The 19,217-nt window shown below is 46.2% G+C and carries 19 protein-coding genes; 5 read left to right on the top strand and 14 right to left on the bottom strand.

Going from position 1 to position 19,217, the window contains the following annotated elements; translation table 11 throughout:
- Positions 1-57: 57 nt before the first annotated feature.
- Entirely contained in the window at positions 58-606 is a 549-nt protein-coding gene (locus VSQ61_RS12705; RefSeq protein WP_334344792.1) for a flavodoxin family protein, read from the bottom strand.
- A gap of 11 nt (positions 607-617) precedes the next feature.
- Complete coding sequence (locus tag VSQ61_RS12710; RefSeq protein ID WP_334344793.1) at positions 618-1,163, bottom strand: flavodoxin family protein; 546 nt, start codon at positions 1,161-1,163, stop codon at positions 618-620.
- 140 nt (positions 1,164-1,303) lie between these two features.
- On the opposite strand from VSQ61_RS12710, the gene VSQ61_RS12715 reads away from it, so the two are divergent.
- Positions 1,304-1,636 carry a winged helix-turn-helix transcriptional regulator gene (locus VSQ61_RS12715; protein ID WP_334344794.1) on the top strand — a complete coding sequence of 111 codons (333 nt, stop codon included), beginning with the start codon at positions 1,304-1,306 and terminating at the stop codon, positions 1,634-1,636.
- Between the two features lie 133 nt (positions 1,637-1,769).
- Here the strand turns inward: VSQ61_RS12715 and VSQ61_RS12720 are convergent, their stop codons facing one another.
- Positions 1,770-3,173, bottom strand: a complete 1,404-nt coding sequence (locus tag VSQ61_RS12720) for an alanine/glycine:cation symporter family protein (protein WP_334344795.1) — start codon at positions 3,171-3,173, stop codon at positions 1,770-1,772.
- Between the two features lie 91 nt (positions 3,174-3,264).
- Between VSQ61_RS12720 and VSQ61_RS12725 the strand changes: the two genes are divergently transcribed.
- Together VSQ61_RS12725 and VSQ61_RS12730 are read left to right on the top strand one after the other, a co-directional pair.
- Positions 3,265-3,570, top strand: a complete 306-nt coding sequence (locus VSQ61_RS12725; RefSeq protein WP_334344796.1) for a hypothetical protein — start codon at positions 3,265-3,267, stop codon at positions 3,568-3,570.
- 60 nt (positions 3,571-3,630) lie between these two features.
- The gene (locus tag VSQ61_RS12730; RefSeq protein WP_334344797.1) at positions 3,631-4,560 is read left to right on the top strand and encodes a LysR family transcriptional regulator; all 930 of its coding nucleotides are present in this window, start codon (positions 3,631-3,633) and stop codon (positions 4,558-4,560) included.
- Between the two features lie 15 nt (positions 4,561-4,575).
- On the opposite strand, the gene VSQ61_RS12735 is transcribed toward VSQ61_RS12730, so the two are convergent.
- Together VSQ61_RS12735 and VSQ61_RS12740 are read right to left on the bottom strand one after the other, a co-directional pair.
- Complete coding sequence (locus VSQ61_RS12735; RefSeq protein WP_334344798.1) at positions 4,576-5,406, bottom strand: hypothetical protein; 831 nt, start codon at positions 5,404-5,406, stop codon at positions 4,576-4,578.
- Between the two features lie 188 nt (positions 5,407-5,594).
- Positions 5,595-5,807 carry a hypothetical protein gene (locus VSQ61_RS12740; RefSeq protein WP_334344799.1) on the bottom strand — a complete coding sequence of 71 codons (213 nt, stop codon included), beginning with the start codon at positions 5,805-5,807 and terminating at the stop codon, positions 5,595-5,597.
- 157 nt (positions 5,808-5,964) lie between these two features.
- Between VSQ61_RS12740 and VSQ61_RS12745 the strand changes: the two genes are divergently transcribed.
- A complete protein-coding gene (locus VSQ61_RS12745) occupies positions 5,965-6,402 on the top strand; it encodes a BlaI/MecI/CopY family transcriptional regulator (protein WP_334344800.1) in 438 nt (145 codons plus the stop codon).
- Positions 6,399-7,520 carry a M56 family metallopeptidase gene (locus VSQ61_RS12750; protein ID WP_334344801.1) on the top strand — a complete coding sequence of 374 codons (1,122 nt, stop codon included), beginning with the start codon at positions 6,399-6,401 and terminating at the stop codon, positions 7,518-7,520. Before VSQ61_RS12745 ends, VSQ61_RS12750 begins: the two co-directional genes overlap by 4 nt.
- A 638-nt stretch (positions 7,521-8,158) precedes the next feature.
- Here the strand turns inward: VSQ61_RS12750 and VSQ61_RS12755 are convergent.
- The 9 genes from VSQ61_RS12755 to VSQ61_RS12795 form a co-directional block, all read right to left on the bottom strand.
- A complete protein-coding gene (locus VSQ61_RS12755) occupies positions 8,159-8,329 on the bottom strand; it encodes a hypothetical protein (protein WP_334344802.1) in 171 nt (56 codons plus the stop codon).
- Positions 8,330-8,568: 239 nt separating this feature from the next.
- On the bottom strand, positions 8,569-9,186 hold the full coding sequence (locus tag VSQ61_RS12760) for a flavodoxin family protein (protein WP_334344803.1): 618 nt from the start codon (positions 9,184-9,186) through the stop codon (positions 8,569-8,571).
- 325 nt (positions 9,187-9,511) lie between these two features.
- Positions 9,512-10,012, bottom strand: a complete 501-nt coding sequence (locus tag VSQ61_RS12765; RefSeq protein ID WP_334344804.1) for a GreA/GreB family elongation factor — start codon at positions 10,010-10,012, stop codon at positions 9,512-9,514.
- Positions 9,987-11,156: a DUF4317 domain-containing protein gene (locus VSQ61_RS12770; protein WP_334344805.1), complete on the bottom strand. Its 1,170-nt coding sequence runs from the start codon at positions 11,154-11,156 to the stop codon at positions 9,987-9,989. The genes VSQ61_RS12765 and VSQ61_RS12770 overlap by 26 nt, the downstream gene beginning before the upstream one ends.
- 136 nt (positions 11,157-11,292) lie before the next feature.
- Positions 11,293-14,055, bottom strand: coding sequence for an NYN domain-containing protein (locus VSQ61_RS12775; protein WP_334344806.1), 2,763 nt, complete (start codon positions 14,053-14,055; stop codon positions 11,293-11,295).
- A 167-nt stretch (positions 14,056-14,222) separates the two neighbouring features.
- The gene (locus VSQ61_RS12780) at positions 14,223-15,647 is read right to left on the bottom strand and encodes a DUF4340 domain-containing protein (RefSeq protein WP_334344807.1); all 1,425 of its coding nucleotides are present in this window, start codon (positions 15,645-15,647) and stop codon (positions 14,223-14,225) included.
- Positions 15,634-17,088 carry a GldG family protein gene (locus VSQ61_RS12785; protein ID WP_334344808.1) on the bottom strand — a complete coding sequence of 485 codons (1,455 nt, stop codon included), beginning with the start codon at positions 17,086-17,088 and terminating at the stop codon, positions 15,634-15,636. Before VSQ61_RS12785 ends, VSQ61_RS12780 begins: the two co-directional genes overlap by 14 nt.
- Complete coding sequence (locus tag VSQ61_RS12790) at positions 17,088-17,951, bottom strand: ABC transporter permease (RefSeq protein WP_334344809.1); 864 nt, start codon at positions 17,949-17,951, stop codon at positions 17,088-17,090. Before VSQ61_RS12790 ends, VSQ61_RS12785 begins: the two co-directional genes overlap by 1 nt.
- Positions 17,948-18,979, bottom strand: coding sequence for an ABC transporter ATP-binding protein (locus tag VSQ61_RS12795; RefSeq protein ID WP_334344810.1), 1,032 nt, complete (start codon positions 18,977-18,979; stop codon positions 17,948-17,950). Before VSQ61_RS12795 ends, VSQ61_RS12790 begins: the two co-directional genes overlap by 4 nt.
- Between the last annotated feature and the right edge of the window lie 238 nt (positions 18,980-19,217).

Here is a 19,217-nt window from a genome sequence, read left to right on the forward strand (position 1 = left end):
AGGCAAGATAGAAAAACTTCGAAAAGGGGTTACTCCGAAGAACAGATAAAAATTGAATCAGCCAATAGCTTTCCCCAACTCATAAGCATCCTTTAATTCCTGTTTATCCTTAATATCCCCAACAGCCATAACCCCTCCGCAAAGGATCTTTCCAAGACTCTTCCACCCCAAATGCTTTTCCAGACGATCATACCAGTGCTCGCTTTCCTCAAAGCCATGTCCCTCCGCCGCCATAATCAAAACACTTTCTTTCTTGGGATTGCGGTAGTTTGGATCACACTCCGCTACGGCAAACAGACGGTCAAAGGCAGTTTTGAGCTGGCCGCTGATGGTCCAGTAGTAAAGCGGAGACGCAAGAACAACAATATCAGCTTCTTTGTACACCGGATAGATTTTATCCATATCATCCTTTTGCACACATGGACTGTCCGGATTTTTTCCGCCCCCAAAACATCCTTTGCAGCCATGAATATTCATGCTGCCAAGAAAAAATTCTGTGACAGTATTTCCCGCTTCTCTGGCTCCTTTTGCAAACTCTGAGGTTAATGCCGCTGTATTCCCTGCCTTTCGTGGACTTCCATTTAAAATAATGATTTTCTTACTCATGCTCCCCCTCCTTAGATCGCATCAGCCAAAGCCGCCGCTTTTTTACATCCATCCGTCTTCCCGATATCTCCGGCATTCAGTACTCCGGGAATCAGAACCTCTCCGACCATCTTCCATTTATTGAGAGCGCACATCCGTTCCATGGGAATGCGGACTCCGTCCATAACAGACATGTCTTCCTCTTCACAGCAGGTAATAAGTGCACATTCCTTACCTGCAATATCCTTGCCCCCCACAACCAGAGAAAAGATATGGTCGATAACGCCCTTGATCTGTGCCGGAATAGAATACCAGTAAACCGGCATGGTAAATACAATGGCATCCGCCTCCCGAATGGCCGGTGCAATGGCGTTAAAATCATCATCATAGGTACAGGCTTTCCCTGTGGAAAAGCAGGTCTCACACGCACGGCATCCGCCTACCTTTTTCAAAGCCGCATCAAACCTGGTGATGGTATGCCCTTTCTCTTCGGCAGCTTTGATAAACGCATCTGTCATAGCAAAGCTATTTCCATTTTTCCGGGGACTTCCTGTAATTACTACGATCTTTTTGCTCATAACAATCTCCTCCTTTATTTTTGACTTTTTCTTATACTGATATTATAATTATAGCTAGAATGGAATTAAAAACAAGTACGCACATTCAAGTGTAATACTTACAAATAAGTTGTATACTTACTCAAAGGAGAGTGTAAGACATGAGTGATCGCTGTATCTCAAAAGAATGCTTAAATGACACCGGTTTTAGCTATACCCTGTCCCTTATCAATGGGAAATACAAAATGACAATTCTATATACCCTGATGGAATTCGGCGTTGTACGGTTTAATGAAATGAAAAAGTATATAAAAGAGATTTCATATAAGACATTAAGCTCTACGCTCAAGGAGCTGGAAGCCGATCAGCTGGTCCACCGTGAGGAATATCCACAGATACCGCCCAAGGTGGAATACAGCCTGACGGAGCGGGGCAAATCCCTGATTCCCATTCTGGACGGTATGTGCGAATGGGGGGATAAAAACAGACTTTAATATTATAAGCTTTTTTTCCGAATGGGGTTAAAAATCCAAAAGCTTCTCCGTATCCATTAAAAAGAACCGGCACAAAATTTCGAGAACTTATTTTGTGTCGGTTCCTGATTATTCATTTTTAGTTTATCTTATGTTAGCTATTTGACTTTCGTTTTTCCTCGTAATCTTTCAAAGAATCCAGTGCATAGCGTGCCATTGGGAACAGGGCTATCATATTGAATACGGTCATCAGCCCTACTCCTACATCACCCAAATCCCAAACAAAGGTGTAAGCTGCCAGCCCGCCCACAAACAGCATGATCAGGGCGAGAATCTTGTACAGGGTCTGGGACAGCCAGTTATCCCCGAAAAGATATGCCACATTGGGCCTTGCATAGAACAGGATTCCGATAAAGGTGGAAAAGCTGAACAGCCACAAAATCACGGCAATAAAGATAACGCCGAATTCTCCCAGATGGTGTCCCATAGTTTTCTGCAGCAGATCCATTCCTGCCAGTCCATCCGTTAGTCCTGCCGGAGTCAGCAGCATAATCATGGCTGAGCAGGTGCAGATCACAAGAGTATCAATAAATACGCCCAATGCCTGCAGCAATCCCTCTTTTGCCGGATGGCTGATGTCTGCCGCCGCTGCCGCACAGGGCGCAGAGCCGGAACCTGCCTCGTTGGAAAAAAGACCTCTTTTTGCACCATTCATCAGAACAGCACCAAAGCCTCCTGCCGCTGCCTGACGTATTCCAAAGGCTTCCTCAAAGATTTGGCGGAATACGGAGGGAAGCAGGCCGGCATTTTTGATCATAATAAATATGGTAAACAGAAAATACAGAACTGCCATAACCGGCACTACCACGTCCAGCACCTTGACAGTAGCATATTTGCGCAGCACGATTACCGCAGATACGACTACCAGCAGGATCGTCGTATAGAGGGGCGGTATCTGAAAAGCATTGTAAAAGGCTGAGGATACGGAATTTGCAATTACCTGGCTGATTCCGCACCAGCAGATAAGGCCGGAGAGGGCAAAAAGTATGGCAATGACGGATTTTTTCTTTGGGCTTCCCGGCTTTACAAAAAGATGGTGTATGTAATAGGCCGGACCTCCACGGTAACCGCCGTACAGAGGATCCTTTTCCTTATATATCTGTGCCAGGGTAGCTTCTATAAAGGCTGTGGATGCTCCCAGAAGAGCCGTTACCCACATCCAGAATACGGCGCCTGCTCCGCCAAGTGAGATGGCTGCCACTACGCCTACCAGATTACCCATGCCTACACGGGTTGCCGTGGATACAATCAGGGCCTGGACGCCTGAAATGGCTCCCTCCCTGGATTTGTTCCGCTTTTCTGCTGTGATCCTCAGCATTTCCGGGAAAAGGCGGAATGGTAAGAAACGGGTTCGGATGGTAAAGTAAATGCCGGAGGGTATGAGGATCAGCACCAGCAGGGAGATTCCCAGTGTGCTTCCGCCGGGCAGGGGGATGGTGAAAAGATCGCCCCACAGGCAATAATAGACTGCTTGAAAGATTGCTTTGAATATTGACATGACTTTTTCCTTTTGTATCTGGTGATTGTTGAATAGTTGCTCTTGTAATTTTGTTATATTCAGTATATAGTAAAAGGGAACATCTGTAAAATTGATAAATACGATTTTTGATATCGAAATTTTAGATTTTATTTTTGTGAGTGATGAGGACAGCGAATATGTTTTGGGAAGGACGCTTTGGTATAATATTTTTTCTCGCTGGGTTCGGAAAGATTGTGCAGGCTGCGGGCAGGAACCGCCACCCCTGCTCGGGGCGGCCCTCCTCCCCTCCGCCGGTAATTTTCTGAGTCTTGGCGAAATGGTTATCTTATTGGATGAAGTCAGTCTGCCCTGGAAAGGCATGACTTACGGTGTACTCGTAAAGTATATCTCATTAGACAAAGTGCACCTGCCCTAAAAGGGCATGTCTTACGGTGTTCCCCTTGGGTATGCCTTATTTAATGAGGTGCATTACGGTATGCCTGCAGGATATTACTCTTTGGAATGGGGTATGGTAATGGATCTGAAGAATCTGACTACATTTATTCATGTTGCAGAATTGAACAGTTTTACGAAAGCCGCTACTGTGCTGGGTTACTCCCAGTCAACAGTATCCTTTCAAATTCGCCAATTAGAAACAGAATTGAATGCACAGCTTTTTGAGCGGATTAATCATACGGTTGCTCTCACGGAGAAAGGGCGGGAGGTCCTTAATTATGCCCACCGGATTCGGCGAATGACTATGGAACTTACGGAAAACATGGCGGATCAGCAGGATCTCAAAGGGCATATTCGACTGGCTATGGCTGATTCTTTGTGTGATTCTTTATTTGATCGGAACTTTCCTGATTTCTGCAGGCAGCATCCGGGGATTACCCTTAAGATCACTGCCGCCGGAACAGAAGAAATGTTCCGGCTGATGAACCACAATGAAGCGGATGCCATATTAACTTTAGACAGCCATATTTATGACACTGAATATGTGATTTTCCGTGAGGAGACTGTAAAGATGCACTTTGTTGCCTCTGCCGGATGTCCTCTGACACGCAAGGGCGCTTTATCTGTGACTGAACTTCTTTCCTGGCCTTTTCTTCTGACGGAGAAAGGCATGAGCTACCGGCGGCTTCTGGATGAGGGACTGGCGGAACGCTCTCTGGAGGTAAAGCCAATCCTTGAGATGGGCAGCGCCCGTCTTATCTGCTCGCTTATTGGTGAGGGGGCCGGTATCTCTTTCCTGCCGGATTATGTGACGCAGCAGGATGTGGAAGCCGGTTTACTTGTACGGCTGGATGTGACGGATTTTGAAGTGGAGATTTGGAAACAGCTTCTTTATCATCGTGATAAGTGGGTTTCGCCCCAGTTGGAGGCGGTGCTTGAGTATTGCGCAGAGAGAGAATTTACGATTTAAATTGCAGTATTCTAATTACGCTTCCGAAATTATTTTAATTCGCTCTAATACAACATCTTTAAGCTGCCCCTCAACTTCATTCTCATAGTTACAAAAATATAATTTCCCATCCTCTAAAAATAGCACTCCCACATAAAAATGCGGGTTCCGCTTTATATATCCTTCTGAGGTTCCGGGAACCCTATATACGCCTTGATAGTGCTCACGCAGAAAATCAGACATATCGGCAGTCCCTGCCAGTAAAAGATAAACTGTGTTGTCTCTCCGAAAATCCTCCTGACGAAGCTCCGTGTTTTCATAGGCTTCCAAAATATTCTTTACATATTGCTGATCCAGGGAAGCACGCTGAAGCTCATACCCATCATCCACTCCCCTTTGCTCTAATTCTTCAAGACCATAATGCTTTTCCTTACATTCCCAGATGATAAATTCATCGAATTGCTCCACCACCTGATCAATTGCTCCGCTTTTCTCCAACTCAGATGCTTTTGCAGCATAGTTATCCGTCTCCATTCGCACTTTTAAATAGTTACGCTCCGAATCCGTCTCATCTCCAATCAACTCCGGCAATCCTTCCATGTTCTTGTAAAACAGCCTTTTTACAGTAAAAAAATCGGAAATATCTTCATGAATGTAGTCTAATACATCTGTGTCGTTTTCAGTCGGAAATGTGGATAAATCGGAAAGCACATAAATCTCGTCCCGGTAGGCAAATGGACCATAGAACGCTTTGGTCAGATATTCTGCATCATTCCGGTAAGCGCTATAGGATATATCAACCAATGAGATTACCATAAGAACTGCCAAAACCATAAGCAATAATTTAATGCCCTTTTTCATTTTCATCCTCCCAAATCTCCTGGCACTGATTGTAATCAAATACCCCACAGCAAGCTGACAAGGTATCAAGCTTGTAGTGTAGCAAGCCACAGGGTATTTGACCCTTGCGGCAGTCGCCAAATGGAAATATTTACATATCCGCTTGGCTCGTCACCCGCAGGAATTAATATAAAAGCAGCACCATGATAATTTTTTTAGAACAAATACCAAATTGTAGAATAGGCACGTTTCCTTACAGCTGTATCACCTCCATCCTCAATGTGAATGCCATTGGCAGCACTTTCATAAATACCCTTCACGCCTGGAATATTCTTAACAGCTTCAAATTTATAACACACAACTGCATGTGCATGTATTTCCTGTGCAATCTCCAGTGCTGTCATACCCGTAACCGCTTTACTTCTCAATAATTCTGCCGCCACCTGTTGAATGTAAGAATTTTATTGATTATATATTTTTTTTACATTATTATCATAACACATTTTTATGAAAAAGCAATATTTTTATTGACATTGTTAAAAAAAAATATTATCTTTATTTTAATAACGAGGTGATGTGAAAATTATGAAAAAAACAGGAAATAAACACAAGCTTACCAATAAGGAATACGAGATCCTGAAGATTTTATGGGCTTCTGAAACCCCTCTGACCGCTTCCAATATTGTTGAACGGGGAGATGCCCTTTCTATAAATACAGTACAGGCCACTCTCAAAAAATTGCTTAAGCGAGAGTTCATCCGAATCGATCAAATTGTTTACAGCGGAACCGTCTTGTCCCGAGCCTATCTGCCATCCATGTCACAGGAAGAGTTTGAGACGCAAAAATACATGGACAGTATGAATCAGCTCTATAATGGCAATTTTACCTGTTCTCATTTTATGGCGGCTTTTTTAGGACAGGAGCATGACAGGGCAAAAGCGCTGCAGGAAATTGATGAGCTTGAATTACTTTTAGAAAAAAAGAAGCAGGAGCTTATGAAGAAAGGAGACAACAACCCATGAACTTTTCCTTATCCACGGTAATCAATGCCACTATTGCCAGCAGTATTTTTATATGTATTGCTGTTCCTTTGAGCTATATTGGTATTGCTAATAGACGCATAAAGCTATATGCAGTATCCTTTTTATGTGTAATGGCTGTGGTACGCTTGTTTATGCCTCTTGAATTTTTCTTTACCCATTCCATATATATTAAGAATCTATGGTATGGATTATATTCCGTTCTGAACAATAATTATATTCATTTTTTCAATATAGATATGACATATGAACATGTTCTATTCTCATTATGGAGTACCGGTACTTTATGCAAGCTAGCACATACTCTTTACAAATATAAAAAAAGCATGGACTCAATCAACCTGCTTCCAAGAACATCTGATCCATGCGCTGTTCAGGCTTTGGAAAAATGCAATGTCAGGTTTCGCCATTTTGCACCAGTCCGGCTTTTCACGGCTTCTCATATTTCCAGTCCATTTATAACAGGAATCCTGTCCCCTGTTATTGTTATACCGGATATCCGTCTAAGCGAAAAGGAATGGGAATATATTTTTATACATGAGCTTAGCCACTACTACAAAGGGCATCTGCTGTTTCAGTTTTTAATGGAAATATTAGCCGCTCTTTATTTTTGGAATCCGCTGCTACTAATTCTGAATCGGCATCTTCCAAGGCTATACGAATTCGATGCGGACGAAGAGGTGTGCACATCACTAGACGGCCTGCAAAAAATTGACTACTCACACTGCCTGCTGAAAATGTTGCGCCTACAGGCGAAGCAGCCTGCAGTTCATACCCCAGGCATTTCCTTTGCTTCCTCTGACTTAGATTCACGAATCAAGAGAACCTTAGACACTAGGCAGTCATCCGGAACTGCCCGTCTCAATCATATGTTATTGATAGGAACGGTTTTACTGTTTATTTTATCCTATACCATTATTTTAGAACCAACATATAGCCCCTCTGATGACCCTGACACAATAGGAGCTTCCGAGCTTTACTGCCGCCCCAACGAAGATGGTGCCTATGATTACTACAGCATCTATAATGATGAATACTGTTTCACCGCAAATCAGATACTAGATGAGCAGATATTGATTAAGGAGGATTCAAATATATGAAACCAATAAAAAAAATAATTTTAACAGGCCTTTTTTCCTGTATTCTGTCCTCGGCTACATTTCCTTGTGTTGCCAAAACCCCTGAACTATATGCTACGGAAATAACGAACCAAATCTCCCCTCGAGCCGATAATCTGGAATGGAGATTCAAGATAATAAACGGGCTATTGCACCGCAGACTCTACAACGCTACCCGAAATATATGGGTTGGAGATTGGGAACCTGTTAATTAATTCCCCAGCATCTCCCACAAAAAGGAACTTTCAACAAGTAAGTCGTCAGACATTTTCAATAATGAAACTCCTCGCAACAGAGCTGCAAGGTATCAGCCCCAGATGCGCTTTACTCGTTGTTTGTTGCGTAGTAGGCTATAGAGAATATACTCTCTTTTTGATTTAAACAAAGAGAATCTGCAAAGTTACTGCTCACTCCCAATGTCAGTTAGTTAAGCCATAGGTTAAATCTGGAACAAGGGGCTACCCCCAATTTTTTTAATGTCGATTCTTATTTCGCCTCGGACGGCAAGACTACCAACGGTTATAATCAGCTTCATCTGAGCCCGCTTTTTGACATCCTCTCAAAAAGATATACCAATTGAATAATTCTGAGCTCTTTGCACCTTAATTGACAGACATTCGTCAGCTCCTGGTATAATTCCTATGTTCATTGCTGATTGGGGATTTCATTCCCTGAATGTCTTTGCCCATGCCATAGAACATCATTTCTATTTCATAATCCGGGCTACTGACATCAAAATGCAGCACCTGCTTGACATGGATCTCCCGAACCAAGATTGCTTTGACATCCAAGTCAATCGTATCCTTACCCGATCCAATTCAAAGAAAAAAGAGGCTCCACCCTGAATTGGCGGATCAATATAAGTTTATCTACCAGGATGTTTCTTTTGACGATATCGTTCCGGAAAAGCAACCGGAATATATAATTGCCCTGTGCATCCTTAGATTCAAGATATCGGAAGATGGATATGAGAACATAATCACAAATCTGCCCCCGAAGAGTTTTCGACTGATGGCTTATTTTGCCCCTATTACCGGATAAAGTGCGTCCTCTCCGGCGCTTCCTTCTCCGGCAGCCCATACTGCTCTTTCCCAAGAGCAATACTCTTCATCAAAAAGGTCATATTCCTTGCAAGAGTACGCATAGTCTGCAGGCCCTCCGCATCCTGCGCCGCCTCGCCCTGGGCCCTTCCATGAATACTGTTCCAATACTGGCTGGAAGCAACCGGCATTCCTGTGATAGTAAAATATTTATTCAGCTCATCAAAGGTTGCGGAAAGACCGCCTCGTCTTGCTGCAACTACACTTGCCCCAACCTTCATAGTCTTGTCAAAGCCCGTACTGTAGAACAGCCGATCCAAAAATGCAATAAGAGTAGCATTGGCCGATGCATAGTATACCGGACTTGCCACCACCAGACCGTCACAGGCTTCAAACTTGGGCGCTGTCTCATTTACCAGATCCTCAAAGACACATTTTCCGTTTTTTGCACAGGACCCACAGGCAATACATCCCCGGATATCCTTATTGCCAATATGGAGCAATTCTGTCTCTATGCCTTCGGCTGCAAAAATCTGCTCCATCTCGTGAAGAGCAATGTAGGTATTGCCTTTTGCATGGGGACTTCCGTTAATCATTAATACTTTCATTCTGTAATTCCTCCTATCTTAAGTTGCTACGCAACGGTACTAAAGGGTAAAGTCACTTCGGCACACCTGTAATGAGAGGAACTTTCATTCGAAAGGGCACTCATGAAAGTTCCTCTCGTGTGCCTTTGCGACTTTACCGTCCAGCATAAAATATTTCTTAAAACACTTGACATTTCTTAGCTAGACTACTTCCATAATATTCTCTCCAGCTCCCCCTGTCTAGAACAATTTCCAGCCACAAGGGCATGTGTCTGCAAATCGCTCTGGCTCTGTGGGAATTTTACTGTTTTAAGTACCACATCTTTAACAGTGCTCTTAAACTATTTTAAAACCCACGAATATCATCCGCATCATCCCCCGACTTATCAATAGCCTTAATCACTACCTCATAGCCATATCCCTCATTCACCTGAACATGCACCCGTTCGCCCACTTTCCGGCCCAGAATCGCCTTGCCAAGCGGAGATTCAATACTGATGCGTCCATCCAGAGAATTGCCCCGAATAGAGGTAACAAGCTTCACCTGCTCTGTCTCATCATCCTCTTCAAAATACAATTCCACCAGATTATTAAGACCCACCTCATCTGCTCCGGATTCATCCGATACAATCCGGGCCGTCCGCAGCATCCGCTCCAGATAGCGAATCCGGCTTTCATTCTTGTTCTTATCACGCTTAGCCGCATAATACTCAAAATTCTCACTCAAATCTCCATGGGCCCTGGCCTCTTTCACCGCCTCAATAGCTTCCTTTCGAACTACCAGCTTCCGGTGCTCAATCTCCGCCTCTATCTTTGCCACATCACTCTTCGTCAGCTGTTCCTGCATAATATCCTCTCTTCTCCGTTTCAATTGTTTTCACAAAGATCCCGTTAACCTCCACATGGTCATCCACCCCAATCACCAGGCACTGCCGCCCGTCAATCATACGGGTTTCCACTAGATCCGCCCGTTCCGGATTCACCTGAATCACAATATCCGGCGTCTTGATCTCAAACTTCCGGGTGCTCATCACATTGGATGCCAGAAATTCCGTCTTCTCTCCGGCTGATGCTTCATAGTGTTCCTCCAGCTCTTCCAGCTTTTCCGGCTGCACACCGCTGGCTGCTAAGATATGCTTTACCTCCGTCTTGTCCAAAGTCACCGGCTCCGGCTCGTCTTTGCGTTCCTCCACCAGCTCATGGAGCTTTTCATGGATATTCCGAACCACCTCATAAGCACAATCCTCACCCAAAGTTTCCTCAATAATAGCATTAAAGGTTTCCTTCTGTCCCCCTGCGGACATGGGCATGGGACAGCCGAACATACTCTCCGCAAAGATCTCATTCAGTTCCTCCGGATTCTTGGAATAATAGAGCATACTGTGCAGATCCGTACTCCGATCCTGAAATGCCGGGAACAAAAATCCGGCCATAGGAAGCTCCACCAGCCAGTCCCTTGTCCGAGCCCCAAAGCGGTTGCCGTCCGCATCATAGCTTAAGCCTGCCTTAGACAGCTTCACCGGGCAGATGGTGCAGAGCAGATACTCGTAAACCTCATCGGAAGCATCAAAAAGCTCCTCATTATCCGAAGCTTTCCCCGGAATATCGTAAGCGCCGTGAACCAGCAGAATCAGATAATTTTCCCCATAAGGAAAGGTCTCAATCACCCGATCATAGAATGCCTCTACCAAAGCCTCCTCCTGAAGACGGCTTTTTTTCAGCTTCATCAAAAATTCCTGGGTTCCTCCGGGCATCTCCGTATCCAAAGGGAACTCAAGATTCAAAAGATTCTTTCCTATTGTCCCGGACAGAGCCTTTCGAAATATCTCAAAATATTTAAAAGCTTCCTCTTCCGGCAATGACAGAAAAGCTTCCTCCATCTCGGTTTTCTTGTTCTTCTCTCCATCCACATAGCAGCCGCATAAGCGTGTGAGGGCGCAATGCTCCGGGGTAAACTGTTTTTTAATCTCTGATATTTCTTTTTTGTTCATATTATGTAAACTCTCCTTGCTTTTATTACAATAAACGCAGACTTTTGTACTCCTGAATTCCTTTTTTACAATCTATAAAGAAAATAGGAAAACCTATTAAATGATTCTATAAAACGTACATTTTCCATAAATAGAATCAGGACGGTTCTTCCTCAAAGCTGCGCTTTCCCAAGCGCACCTCCTCCATAAACTTCGCAAGCTCATCCGGAAGATTCTCAAGCAAATACTGCTTACTGCCGGAATATTGCGCAAGAAAGCTGTCCCGAATCTCGGCATTTACATTCTGAACTTCCTCAAGAAGCCCCTGCGCAGACATCCGCTTTGCCCCCTGGCCCAGAATAATCACCTGCTCCAGAGCATCCGAGGTGGCAACTGTCACGTCATACTGCCGTCCAAGCTCATGGGCCGTCTTCTCAATATACTGATCCGCCGTCTCCGCTTCCTTTGTGTAAACCACATGGATATTGTGATATTTGGAAATACTTCCTTTGCTGCCCTCCACACGATAGGCGTCAAATACAAGAATCACCGTATTTTTCCGATACCCCTGGAGATTGCAGAGGATATCCTTAAGCTTCCCTCTGGCCGCTTCCAAATTCACCTTGGCCAGCTCCTTCAGATCCTCCCAGGAAAATATAATATTGTACCCATCTACCAGAAGATATTCCCTCTCCGGCTTCCTGGGTGCGGATTTTCTCACCGGCTGCTGTTCCGGCTCTCTGTGAAAGCTTTTTTCCACCCGCCCCACTCCCTGGCGGTCCCTGCGGATAGGACCGTAGGTGCGCACAAAGATCTCCTCAAGTTCCTTCGGGTCCGCAAAGTCCCTGGCCGCTGCGCTCTGCCTGGCAAATGCCTGGCCAGTGATAGGACGGTTCGCCGTCTTTCGCACACTCTCCAGATGCATATAGTCCTGTACCCGGTTCCAGGGAACATAAAAGCCTGCCCCATGGGCGCAGAAAACCGAGCCGGTGGGATTTTCCGCATCCTGCTCCGGATCGTAGCCTGCGGCCGCAATTACCTCCGAGGCATTGTGGCAGGGGCCATAGCCGCCCGGCGCACAGAACAGACGGCCTGTCCCTCTGGTGTAAGCATAAACCTCCCCCTGGTAATCTCCCATAGCCGATACCGGAGCCGTGCCCGTCAGAACAGCAGTATCCCCAATTTGTCCGTCTTTTCCGGACATAAAGGTATGCCCGTAGGGTGTATCCCCTCCCTGCTGCGGTTCTGAAAAAGTTCCTGACATTTTCTGAATATCCGCCATGGCTCTTCCCACTTTGTCAAGGGGAACCTCCAGACGGAATTCATAAAAAGGCTCAAGAAGCACACACTTCGCCTGGCAAAGCCCCTGGCGGACCGCCCGGTAGGTCGCCTGTCGGAAATCCCCGCCCTCCGTATGCTTTAAGTGGGCTTTTCCTGCTGCCAGTGTGATTTTCACATCCGTAAGCTCCGCTCCCATAAGAACCCCCGGATGCTTCCGCTCTGCCAGATGGGTGAGAATAAGCCGCTGCCAGTTCCGATCCAACACATCCTCGCTGCAATTGGTGTCAAGAACCACACCGCTTCCAGGCTCTCCAGGCTCCAGAAGAAGATGCACCTCCGCATAATGGCGCAAGGGCTCAAAATGCCCGACACCCTCTGCGGTAGAGGCAATCGTTTCCTTATATATGATGCTGCCTGGGCCAAATTCCACATTCTCCCCAAAACGCTCCAAAATCAGGCTTTTTAAAATCTCAAGCTGAACTGCTCCCATAACCTGTACATGGATCTCTCCAAGGGCATCCTTCCAGACCACATGCAGCTCCGGAAGCTCCTCCTCCAGCCTGCGAAGCTTTGCAAGCATTCCGTGAACATCACAATCAGGAGGAAGGAGCAGCTGATAGGTCAAAACCGGCTCCAGAAGCGGATCGGATGCCCGCTTCTCAAAGCCCAGGCCGTCGCCGGCCCTTGTCTGTGTGAGGCCTGTCAGTGCACAAATCATTCCGGCCGGGGCTTCCGGGACAGTTCGAAAGCTCTCGCCGGAATAAAGGCGAATCTGATCTGCCTTTTCCTCCCAATCCCCTTCCTCCCCTCTCCCCTTAAGCAAAGCCTTCACCTTCAGGCTCCCTCCTGTAATTTTGAGATGGGTCAGCCGGTTTCCCTGTGCATCCCGGCTAATCTTATACACCCTGGCCCCGAATTCTGAAAGGTATAAGGGTGCCGGGCCAAAACGTGCCAGTCCTGCAAGCAGTTCCTCCACACCCTCCAGGCGAAGGGCCGATCCAAAGTAACAGGGAAATACGGCTCTCTTTTGAATCTGCTCCCCGATCTGCTCATCCTGCAGACTGCCCTGTTCCAGGTAAGCATCCAAAAGACTTTCCTTACACACGGCCAGATCCTCCCATAGATCATCCTCCTGCCTGTCCGAAGAAAAATCCACACACCGCTCATCCAGCTTTTCCTTTAATTCCTGCAAAAGCTTCTCACGATCCGTCCCCGGCTGATCCATTTTATTGACAAAAAGAAATGTCGGCACCTGGTAACGCTTAAGAAGCCGCCACAAGGTCCGCACATGTCCCTGTACCCCGTCGGCTCCGCTGATAATCAGCACCGCACAGTCAAGGATCTGCAAGGTCCGTTCCATCTCTGCGGAAAAGTCCACATGTCCCGGCGTGTCGAGAAGAGTTACCTCCTGCTCCCCCAATGTAAGCCTGGCCTGCTTGGAAAAGATCGTGATTCCTCTCTGCCGTTCCAGCTCATGAGTATCCAAAACGGCCGTTCCATGGTCCACTCTCCCCAGGCTCCGGATGCTGCCGCACTGGTAGAGCATAGCCTCCGCAAGGGTTGTCTTTCCGGCATCCACATGGGCCAAAAGGCCCACGCTCATATATTTTTTAGGCTTATTTTCTAATACATCTCCCATAGAAAATGTCACTTTCTGCTATCTATAATGAGCCATTATAGCACAAATAAGGGCATAAGTCGAATAAATGTTTTGTATTTTCATATTTCAAATATATTTAATTGCTCTAAATACGAAGAAATCCAGTCTGTGAATCAACTACAAACTGAATTTCCTCTTCATTTCCACTATTCTAAAACAAACCCATAAACCACTTCCATCAAATCCACCACCAACGCCCGCTCCACAAGCGACACCGGCTCTTTATTCACAACCGCCAGACAATCCTTCCCGTCATATCGGTACAATTCAATCTCTATCCTTGGAAAATTCTCATTATCCAGATACAGTGTCAACCCGATCTCCTCCGTTCCTGCAGGCTGCTCCTTCGTAAAGCTGTCCGCATTCAGCCCCTCTATGGCTCTTCGAAGCTCCAGGCTCTCAATCTGCTCTCCTTGATAATAAAAGATACGCTCATCATCCTTTTTCTCGGAGGTAAGGGTGTAAGTCACTCCCTCCAAAGCAATATCGATCTGGGTCACATCCGCAAAATCCCCGGTAAATACCTTGGAATGCCGAAGGGAATCAAAAGAAGCATCCATAACCCTTTTATAATCCTCCGGGGAAATCCGATAAAGAATTCCGGATTCTCCCACCCTTGCATAAGCCGTTACCTCTTCTTCCTCCGTATCCTCGCCATTTTCCGCTTCATCCTCCGCTTCCCCATCCGTGGCGGATGCCTTTTCATCCGGGTCCCGGCTCACATGCAGGGTAAACGTGTCAGATACCTCCTGACCATCCTCATCTTCCCTTGTATAGCTCACCTCCACGGACAGCTCCGGCGCGTCCAAGCCGCAATCCTTAATCTCCTCCTCCGATGCATGATAGGTTACATAATCCGTCAGATTCAGATAGCTGATATCACTCAGATAGCCATCCACCCTGGAGGTATCAAGGGGCTGCTTTTGACCGTCCTGCTCCGTGAAATATACGTCATCCTTACAGTAGGTATCCGTACTGTTTTCCTCATAGGCAATCGTATAAGCCTCATTTCCCGTAAAACGAATCTCATCTGCCCCGTCAAACAGCGGAATCTTATCATGCCGAATCAGCTCACTGAGGGGTCCGTCATACAGCTCCAGGGGATCCTGTTTCACCAGATACACATTTCCATCCCCAATGGAAACATACCGCTGGGAATCCATGCTGCTGTAATCCCCCAGCAGAATCTCATAGGACTGCTCCCCTGTCGTAAGCCGGATAGTACAGATGGGGTCCTCAAGGCCGTACTGCCCGTAATCCTCCACCTCCTCAATCACAAAGGAAACCCCGAATTGCTGAAAAATGTCCAAAAGCCCGCTTATTTTTTCCTCATCCACCGGGAATGTCTCATCCTCGTCATAAACCCACACTTCACCCTTATGAAATGCCAGTGTCTCCGCTCCATATTCCCAGGACAGGGCTTCAACCGAATCCGCAGGAATCTCCAGAATAATTTCCTCACTGTTTTTAATCTGTTCCTTACGCTCCTTTATCTGCATGGCGCCAAAGGTCAGTATACAGGCCGCAGCAAGAACCCCAAGCAGAATATATATTTTCTTAAACCGCTTCACTTTGCAACCTCCTTCTGTTAAGAACCACGCCAATTCCAAATCCCAGATAAAGCAGCGGGAAAATGCCAATCATCATCACCTTCAAGAAAGATGACGTAGAAGCACTGATAGTCAGATAGTTATAATTCAGCGACTTGCTGCGGATCGCCATTGCTTCACTCTCCCCGATAAGAGAGGATAAGGCATTCATGCCCAGATCCCCATTGGCGCCGGAAGAATAGGCATTGTACATATCCTCCAGGAAACCGGAGGACGCAAACCAGACAAGCTTCCCTTCCTTATCATTTTCTATGGAAACCGCCAGCGCAAAGGGGCCGTCCATATCCCCTTCCTCTCTCTCATAGGTAGACAGGCCATAGCCGGATACCTTGCTGAAAGCATAGTCGGATGTAGTAAGCAGCTCCGTCACCGTGCCGTTTCCGGTCTCTTCCTTTACTGTAAGCCCCGAAGCTATGGGCATAATCGGATAATAATGTTCCTCAATGAGAGAATCCGTTATCTCACCGTCCGCCATATCCGGAATCAATACATAAGGCGTCTGGAATGCAAAATAATCTCTGTCCGCCTCTACCACAATTCCCTCCTGCACCTCAACCCCATAGTCCTCAAGGAGACCATACAGATTTTCCAATGCTCCATTCTCCAAAGGGCCTGCCACAACCAGAAGCTTTCCGCCCTCTGCCATGTAATCGGCCAGCAGGTTCCTTTCCTCCTCCGAAATATCACTTTCCGGCGCATAAATCAGAACACAGGCAGCATCCTCAGGAATCCCTTCCGACGTCAGCAGGGAAAAGGACTGAAGCTCCATATTTTCCTTCTCAATCTGTTCACGGAAGGATGCGGGAAGCTCCGCCTCTCCATGTCCCTCCAGAACATACACCTTTGGAAGCTCCTCACTGACCACATAATCAATGGCGGAGGTAATAGCGCCTTCCCCGTCAAAGGAGGTATTGTAGGCATAGGAATAGAGATCCGCCTCCTGAATATAGATATCGGCATAGCTTATAAACCGATTTCGCTCCCCGCACTCCACCACCAGACTGTTGTTCTGAACCATCTCATCCGTATACTGCTGGGCAAAGGTAGGAAATACATCCGGATTCTTTTTGACAACCTCAATGTGTTCGGAAAGGCTGTCGTATTTATCAAGGAGATTCTCAATCACCTCATCCTCCTGACCGGACTGGACGATCCAATAGATGGTCACATCCTGCTCCAGGGCATTTACAACTACCTTCGTATTACTGGTAATGGAATAAAGCTTCGCAGCGCTGATGTCAAATTTCGTAAGTGACGCAGGCAGCACTGAGACAAAGATATTTACCACAATCAAAATAGCCAATACAATCACCGTAAGAAGCAGAGAGTAGGAACCGCCGCGAAATGCAATTCCGTTTCTCTGCCGTCTCTCTAAGACCCGTTCGGATTCCGGTTTCTTCATCAGTTATACCTCCTTTTCTCCAGAGATTGTACGGAAAGAAACAGAAAAAAGACTGCAACAGCAGCATAATACACAAGGGCCGTCACATCAAAAACTCCGTTTACAAACACATAAAACCGTTCAAACAAGGACAATTTCGCCATGATGCCCGGCAAAAGCCCTTCAAATCTGCCGGTGTCAAAAAAGTATACAAGCAGAATAACCATAATGAGAAGAAAGCAGAAGCCGTAAGCCAGATTCTCATTCTTCGTCAGACCGTAAATCACGCCTCCCACTCCAAAGACAAGAACACACAATGCAATCACCGATCCAAGGGCTGTGGAGGACACATACTCCGAAAGGCTGACACTGTAGTAATTAAACAGAATTACCGCAATGCCGATACCTGCCGCAAAGCCCTGATTGTCGGTCAGGGAGGAAATAAATACCCCAAGGGCAATAAGGGCCGCACCCATGACAAAAAATGCAAAAATAGAGCCATAGGAGGTCAATAAGTAAACATCCCCAAACTGGGAAAAAATCAACGGATACAGACAGATTACACAAAGGGGAATCAGATACACCACCAGCAGCGCCAGATATTTTCCAAGGATCACCTGGGTTGTTGTAATCGGAAGGGAGTAGAGAAGCTGATCCGTCTTCTGCTTTCTCTCCTCCGCAATCACACGCATAGTAAGAATCGGCACAATCACCACAAACACGAGACATCCAAAGCTAAGGACAAACTCAAAATTGCTCACAGCCGCCTGAAGATTGTAAAGCATGGATCCGATTCCCACAAAGGCAAGGAGAAACGCTCCAAAAACATAGGCCGTTAATGAATGAAAATACATTCTAAGTTCATGCTTTAATACCGCAATCATTCTTGCGCCTCCTTTTCCTCTTCAAATTCCATATCTGCCCCGGCTTCTTTCGGCTCCATATCCGTCTCGCCCTCTGCTTCAAGCTCCGCCCCGCTGCCCTCTGTCAATTCCACAAAAACATCTTCAAGGCTGGCCTTTTTTAAATTCATCTCCAACAGCACCTTTCCCTTTTCTGCAAATGTCTCAAAAACAGCACGGGAAGCCTCATAGATATTTTCATGATCGGTTTTTAAACGGGCCACAGTAAAGGGATTATTCTTATCTTCCATAACCACATCCGTAATATGCTCCACAGAGCCCAGAATATCCCGGATCTCTTCCGGCTTCGCATCTGTTGTAATCGTGATTTCGTTAGGCGAAAGCAGGCATTTTTCCAGATTCCCCGGCTCGTCAAAAGCTGCCAGCCTGCCATTTGCAATCATTAGGATCTGATCACAGATTGCCTGGACCTCAGAAAGTATATGAGAGCTGAAAATAACGGTGTGATCCTGCCCCAGCTCCTTAATAAGTGCACGAATCTCAATAATCTGAATCGGGTCCAATCCAACCGTAGGCTCATCCAGAATAATCACTTTCGGGTTCCCAAGAAGCGCCTGGGCGATCCCCACCCTCTGCCTGTAGCCCTTAGAGAGAGAAGAAATCCGGCGATCCTTTACCTCCCCAATCTTTGTCTGGCGGATAACCTCCTCCACCTGCTCATTCAGCCTGACGCTGCGCAGGCCCTTGGCCTCGCCGACAAATCTTAAGTACTCTGCGGGTGTCTCCTGCATATACAGGGGCGGCTGCTCCGGAAGATAGCCAATAAGCTTTTTGGCTTTCCCGGCATCCTCAAAAATATCATACCCGTCAATTTTCACGTGGCCCTCCGTAGCCGACAGACAGCCCGTCATAATATTCATAGTAGTAGACTTTCCTGCCCCGTTCGGCCCTAAAAAACCATATACATGCCCTTCCTCAATCTCAAAGGAAAGATCATCCACTGCCAGAAAGTCGCCGTAATACTTTGTTACGTGCTCAACCGATATCATAGTCCGCCTCCTATAGCCTTCTGGTGCTTGGCTTAATGACATTGCCAGTTATTCCAGTTTCTTCCGAAACAGTTGCTTTATGTGGCAGTATACTATGGGTTTGTGTATACTTTTTGTTAAATGTGTGGATTTTCTGTGATGATTCTATGATTATTTTGTGTTTGACTGCCTTTCCATTTTTGTGTAAAATAAACCCGGTGTGCCGACTTCACTGCTTTAACTAAGCAAAACCGGCGTC

This window comes from Candidatus Merdisoma sp. JLR.KK006 (assembly GCF_036941035.1).
Taxonomy (GTDB): domain Bacteria; phylum Bacillota; class Clostridia; order Lachnospirales; family Lachnospiraceae; genus Laedolimicola.

Excerpts from the sequence above, each read along its gene's own strand:
- VSQ61_RS12705 (WP_334344792.1), bottom strand. The coding sequence starts at position 606 with ATGAGTAAGAAAATCATTATTTTAAATGGAAGTCCACGAAAGGCAGGG.
- VSQ61_RS12710 (WP_334344793.1), bottom strand. The coding sequence starts at position 1,163 with ATGAGCAAAAAGATCGTAGTAATTACAGGAAGTCCCCGGAAAAATGGA.
- VSQ61_RS12715 (WP_334344794.1), top strand. The coding sequence starts at position 1,304 with ATGAGTGATCGCTGTATCTCAAAAGAATGCTTAAATGACACCGGTTTT.
- VSQ61_RS12720 (WP_334344795.1), bottom strand. The coding sequence starts at position 3,173 with ATGTCAATATTCAAAGCAATCTTTCAAGCAGTCTATTATTGCCTGTGG.
- VSQ61_RS12730 (WP_334344797.1), top strand. The coding sequence starts at position 3,631 with ATGCCTGCAGGATATTACTCTTTGGAATGGGGTATGGTAATGGATCTG.
- VSQ61_RS12735 (WP_334344798.1), bottom strand. The coding sequence starts at position 5,406 with ATGAAAATGAAAAAGGGCATTAAATTATTGCTTATGGTTTTGGCAGTT.
- VSQ61_RS12745 (WP_334344800.1), top strand. The coding sequence starts at position 5,965 with ATGAAAAAAACAGGAAATAAACACAAGCTTACCAATAAGGAATACGAG.
- VSQ61_RS12750 (WP_334344801.1), top strand. The coding sequence starts at position 6,399 with ATGAACTTTTCCTTATCCACGGTAATCAATGCCACTATTGCCAGCAGT.
- VSQ61_RS12760 (WP_334344803.1), bottom strand. The coding sequence starts at position 9,186 with ATGAAAGTATTAATGATTAACGGAAGTCCCCATGCAAAAGGCAATACC.
- VSQ61_RS12765 (WP_334344804.1), bottom strand. The coding sequence starts at position 10,012 with ATGCAGGAACAGCTGACGAAGAGTGATGTGGCAAAGATAGAGGCGGAG.
- VSQ61_RS12770 (WP_334344805.1), bottom strand. The coding sequence starts at position 11,156 with ATGAACAAAAAAGAAATATCAGAGATTAAAAAACAGTTTACCCCGGAG.
- VSQ61_RS12775 (WP_334344806.1), bottom strand. The coding sequence starts at position 14,055 with ATGGGAGATGTATTAGAAAATAAGCCTAAAAAATATATGAGCGTGGGC.
- VSQ61_RS12785 (WP_334344808.1), bottom strand. The coding sequence starts at position 17,088 with ATGAAGAAACCGGAATCCGAACGGGTCTTAGAGAGACGGCAGAGAAAC.
- VSQ61_RS12790 (WP_334344809.1), bottom strand. The coding sequence starts at position 17,951 with ATGATTGCGGTATTAAAGCATGAACTTAGAATGTATTTTCATTCATTA.
- VSQ61_RS12795 (WP_334344810.1), bottom strand. The coding sequence starts at position 18,979 with ATGATATCGGTTGAGCACGTAACAAAGTATTACGGCGACTTTCTGGCA.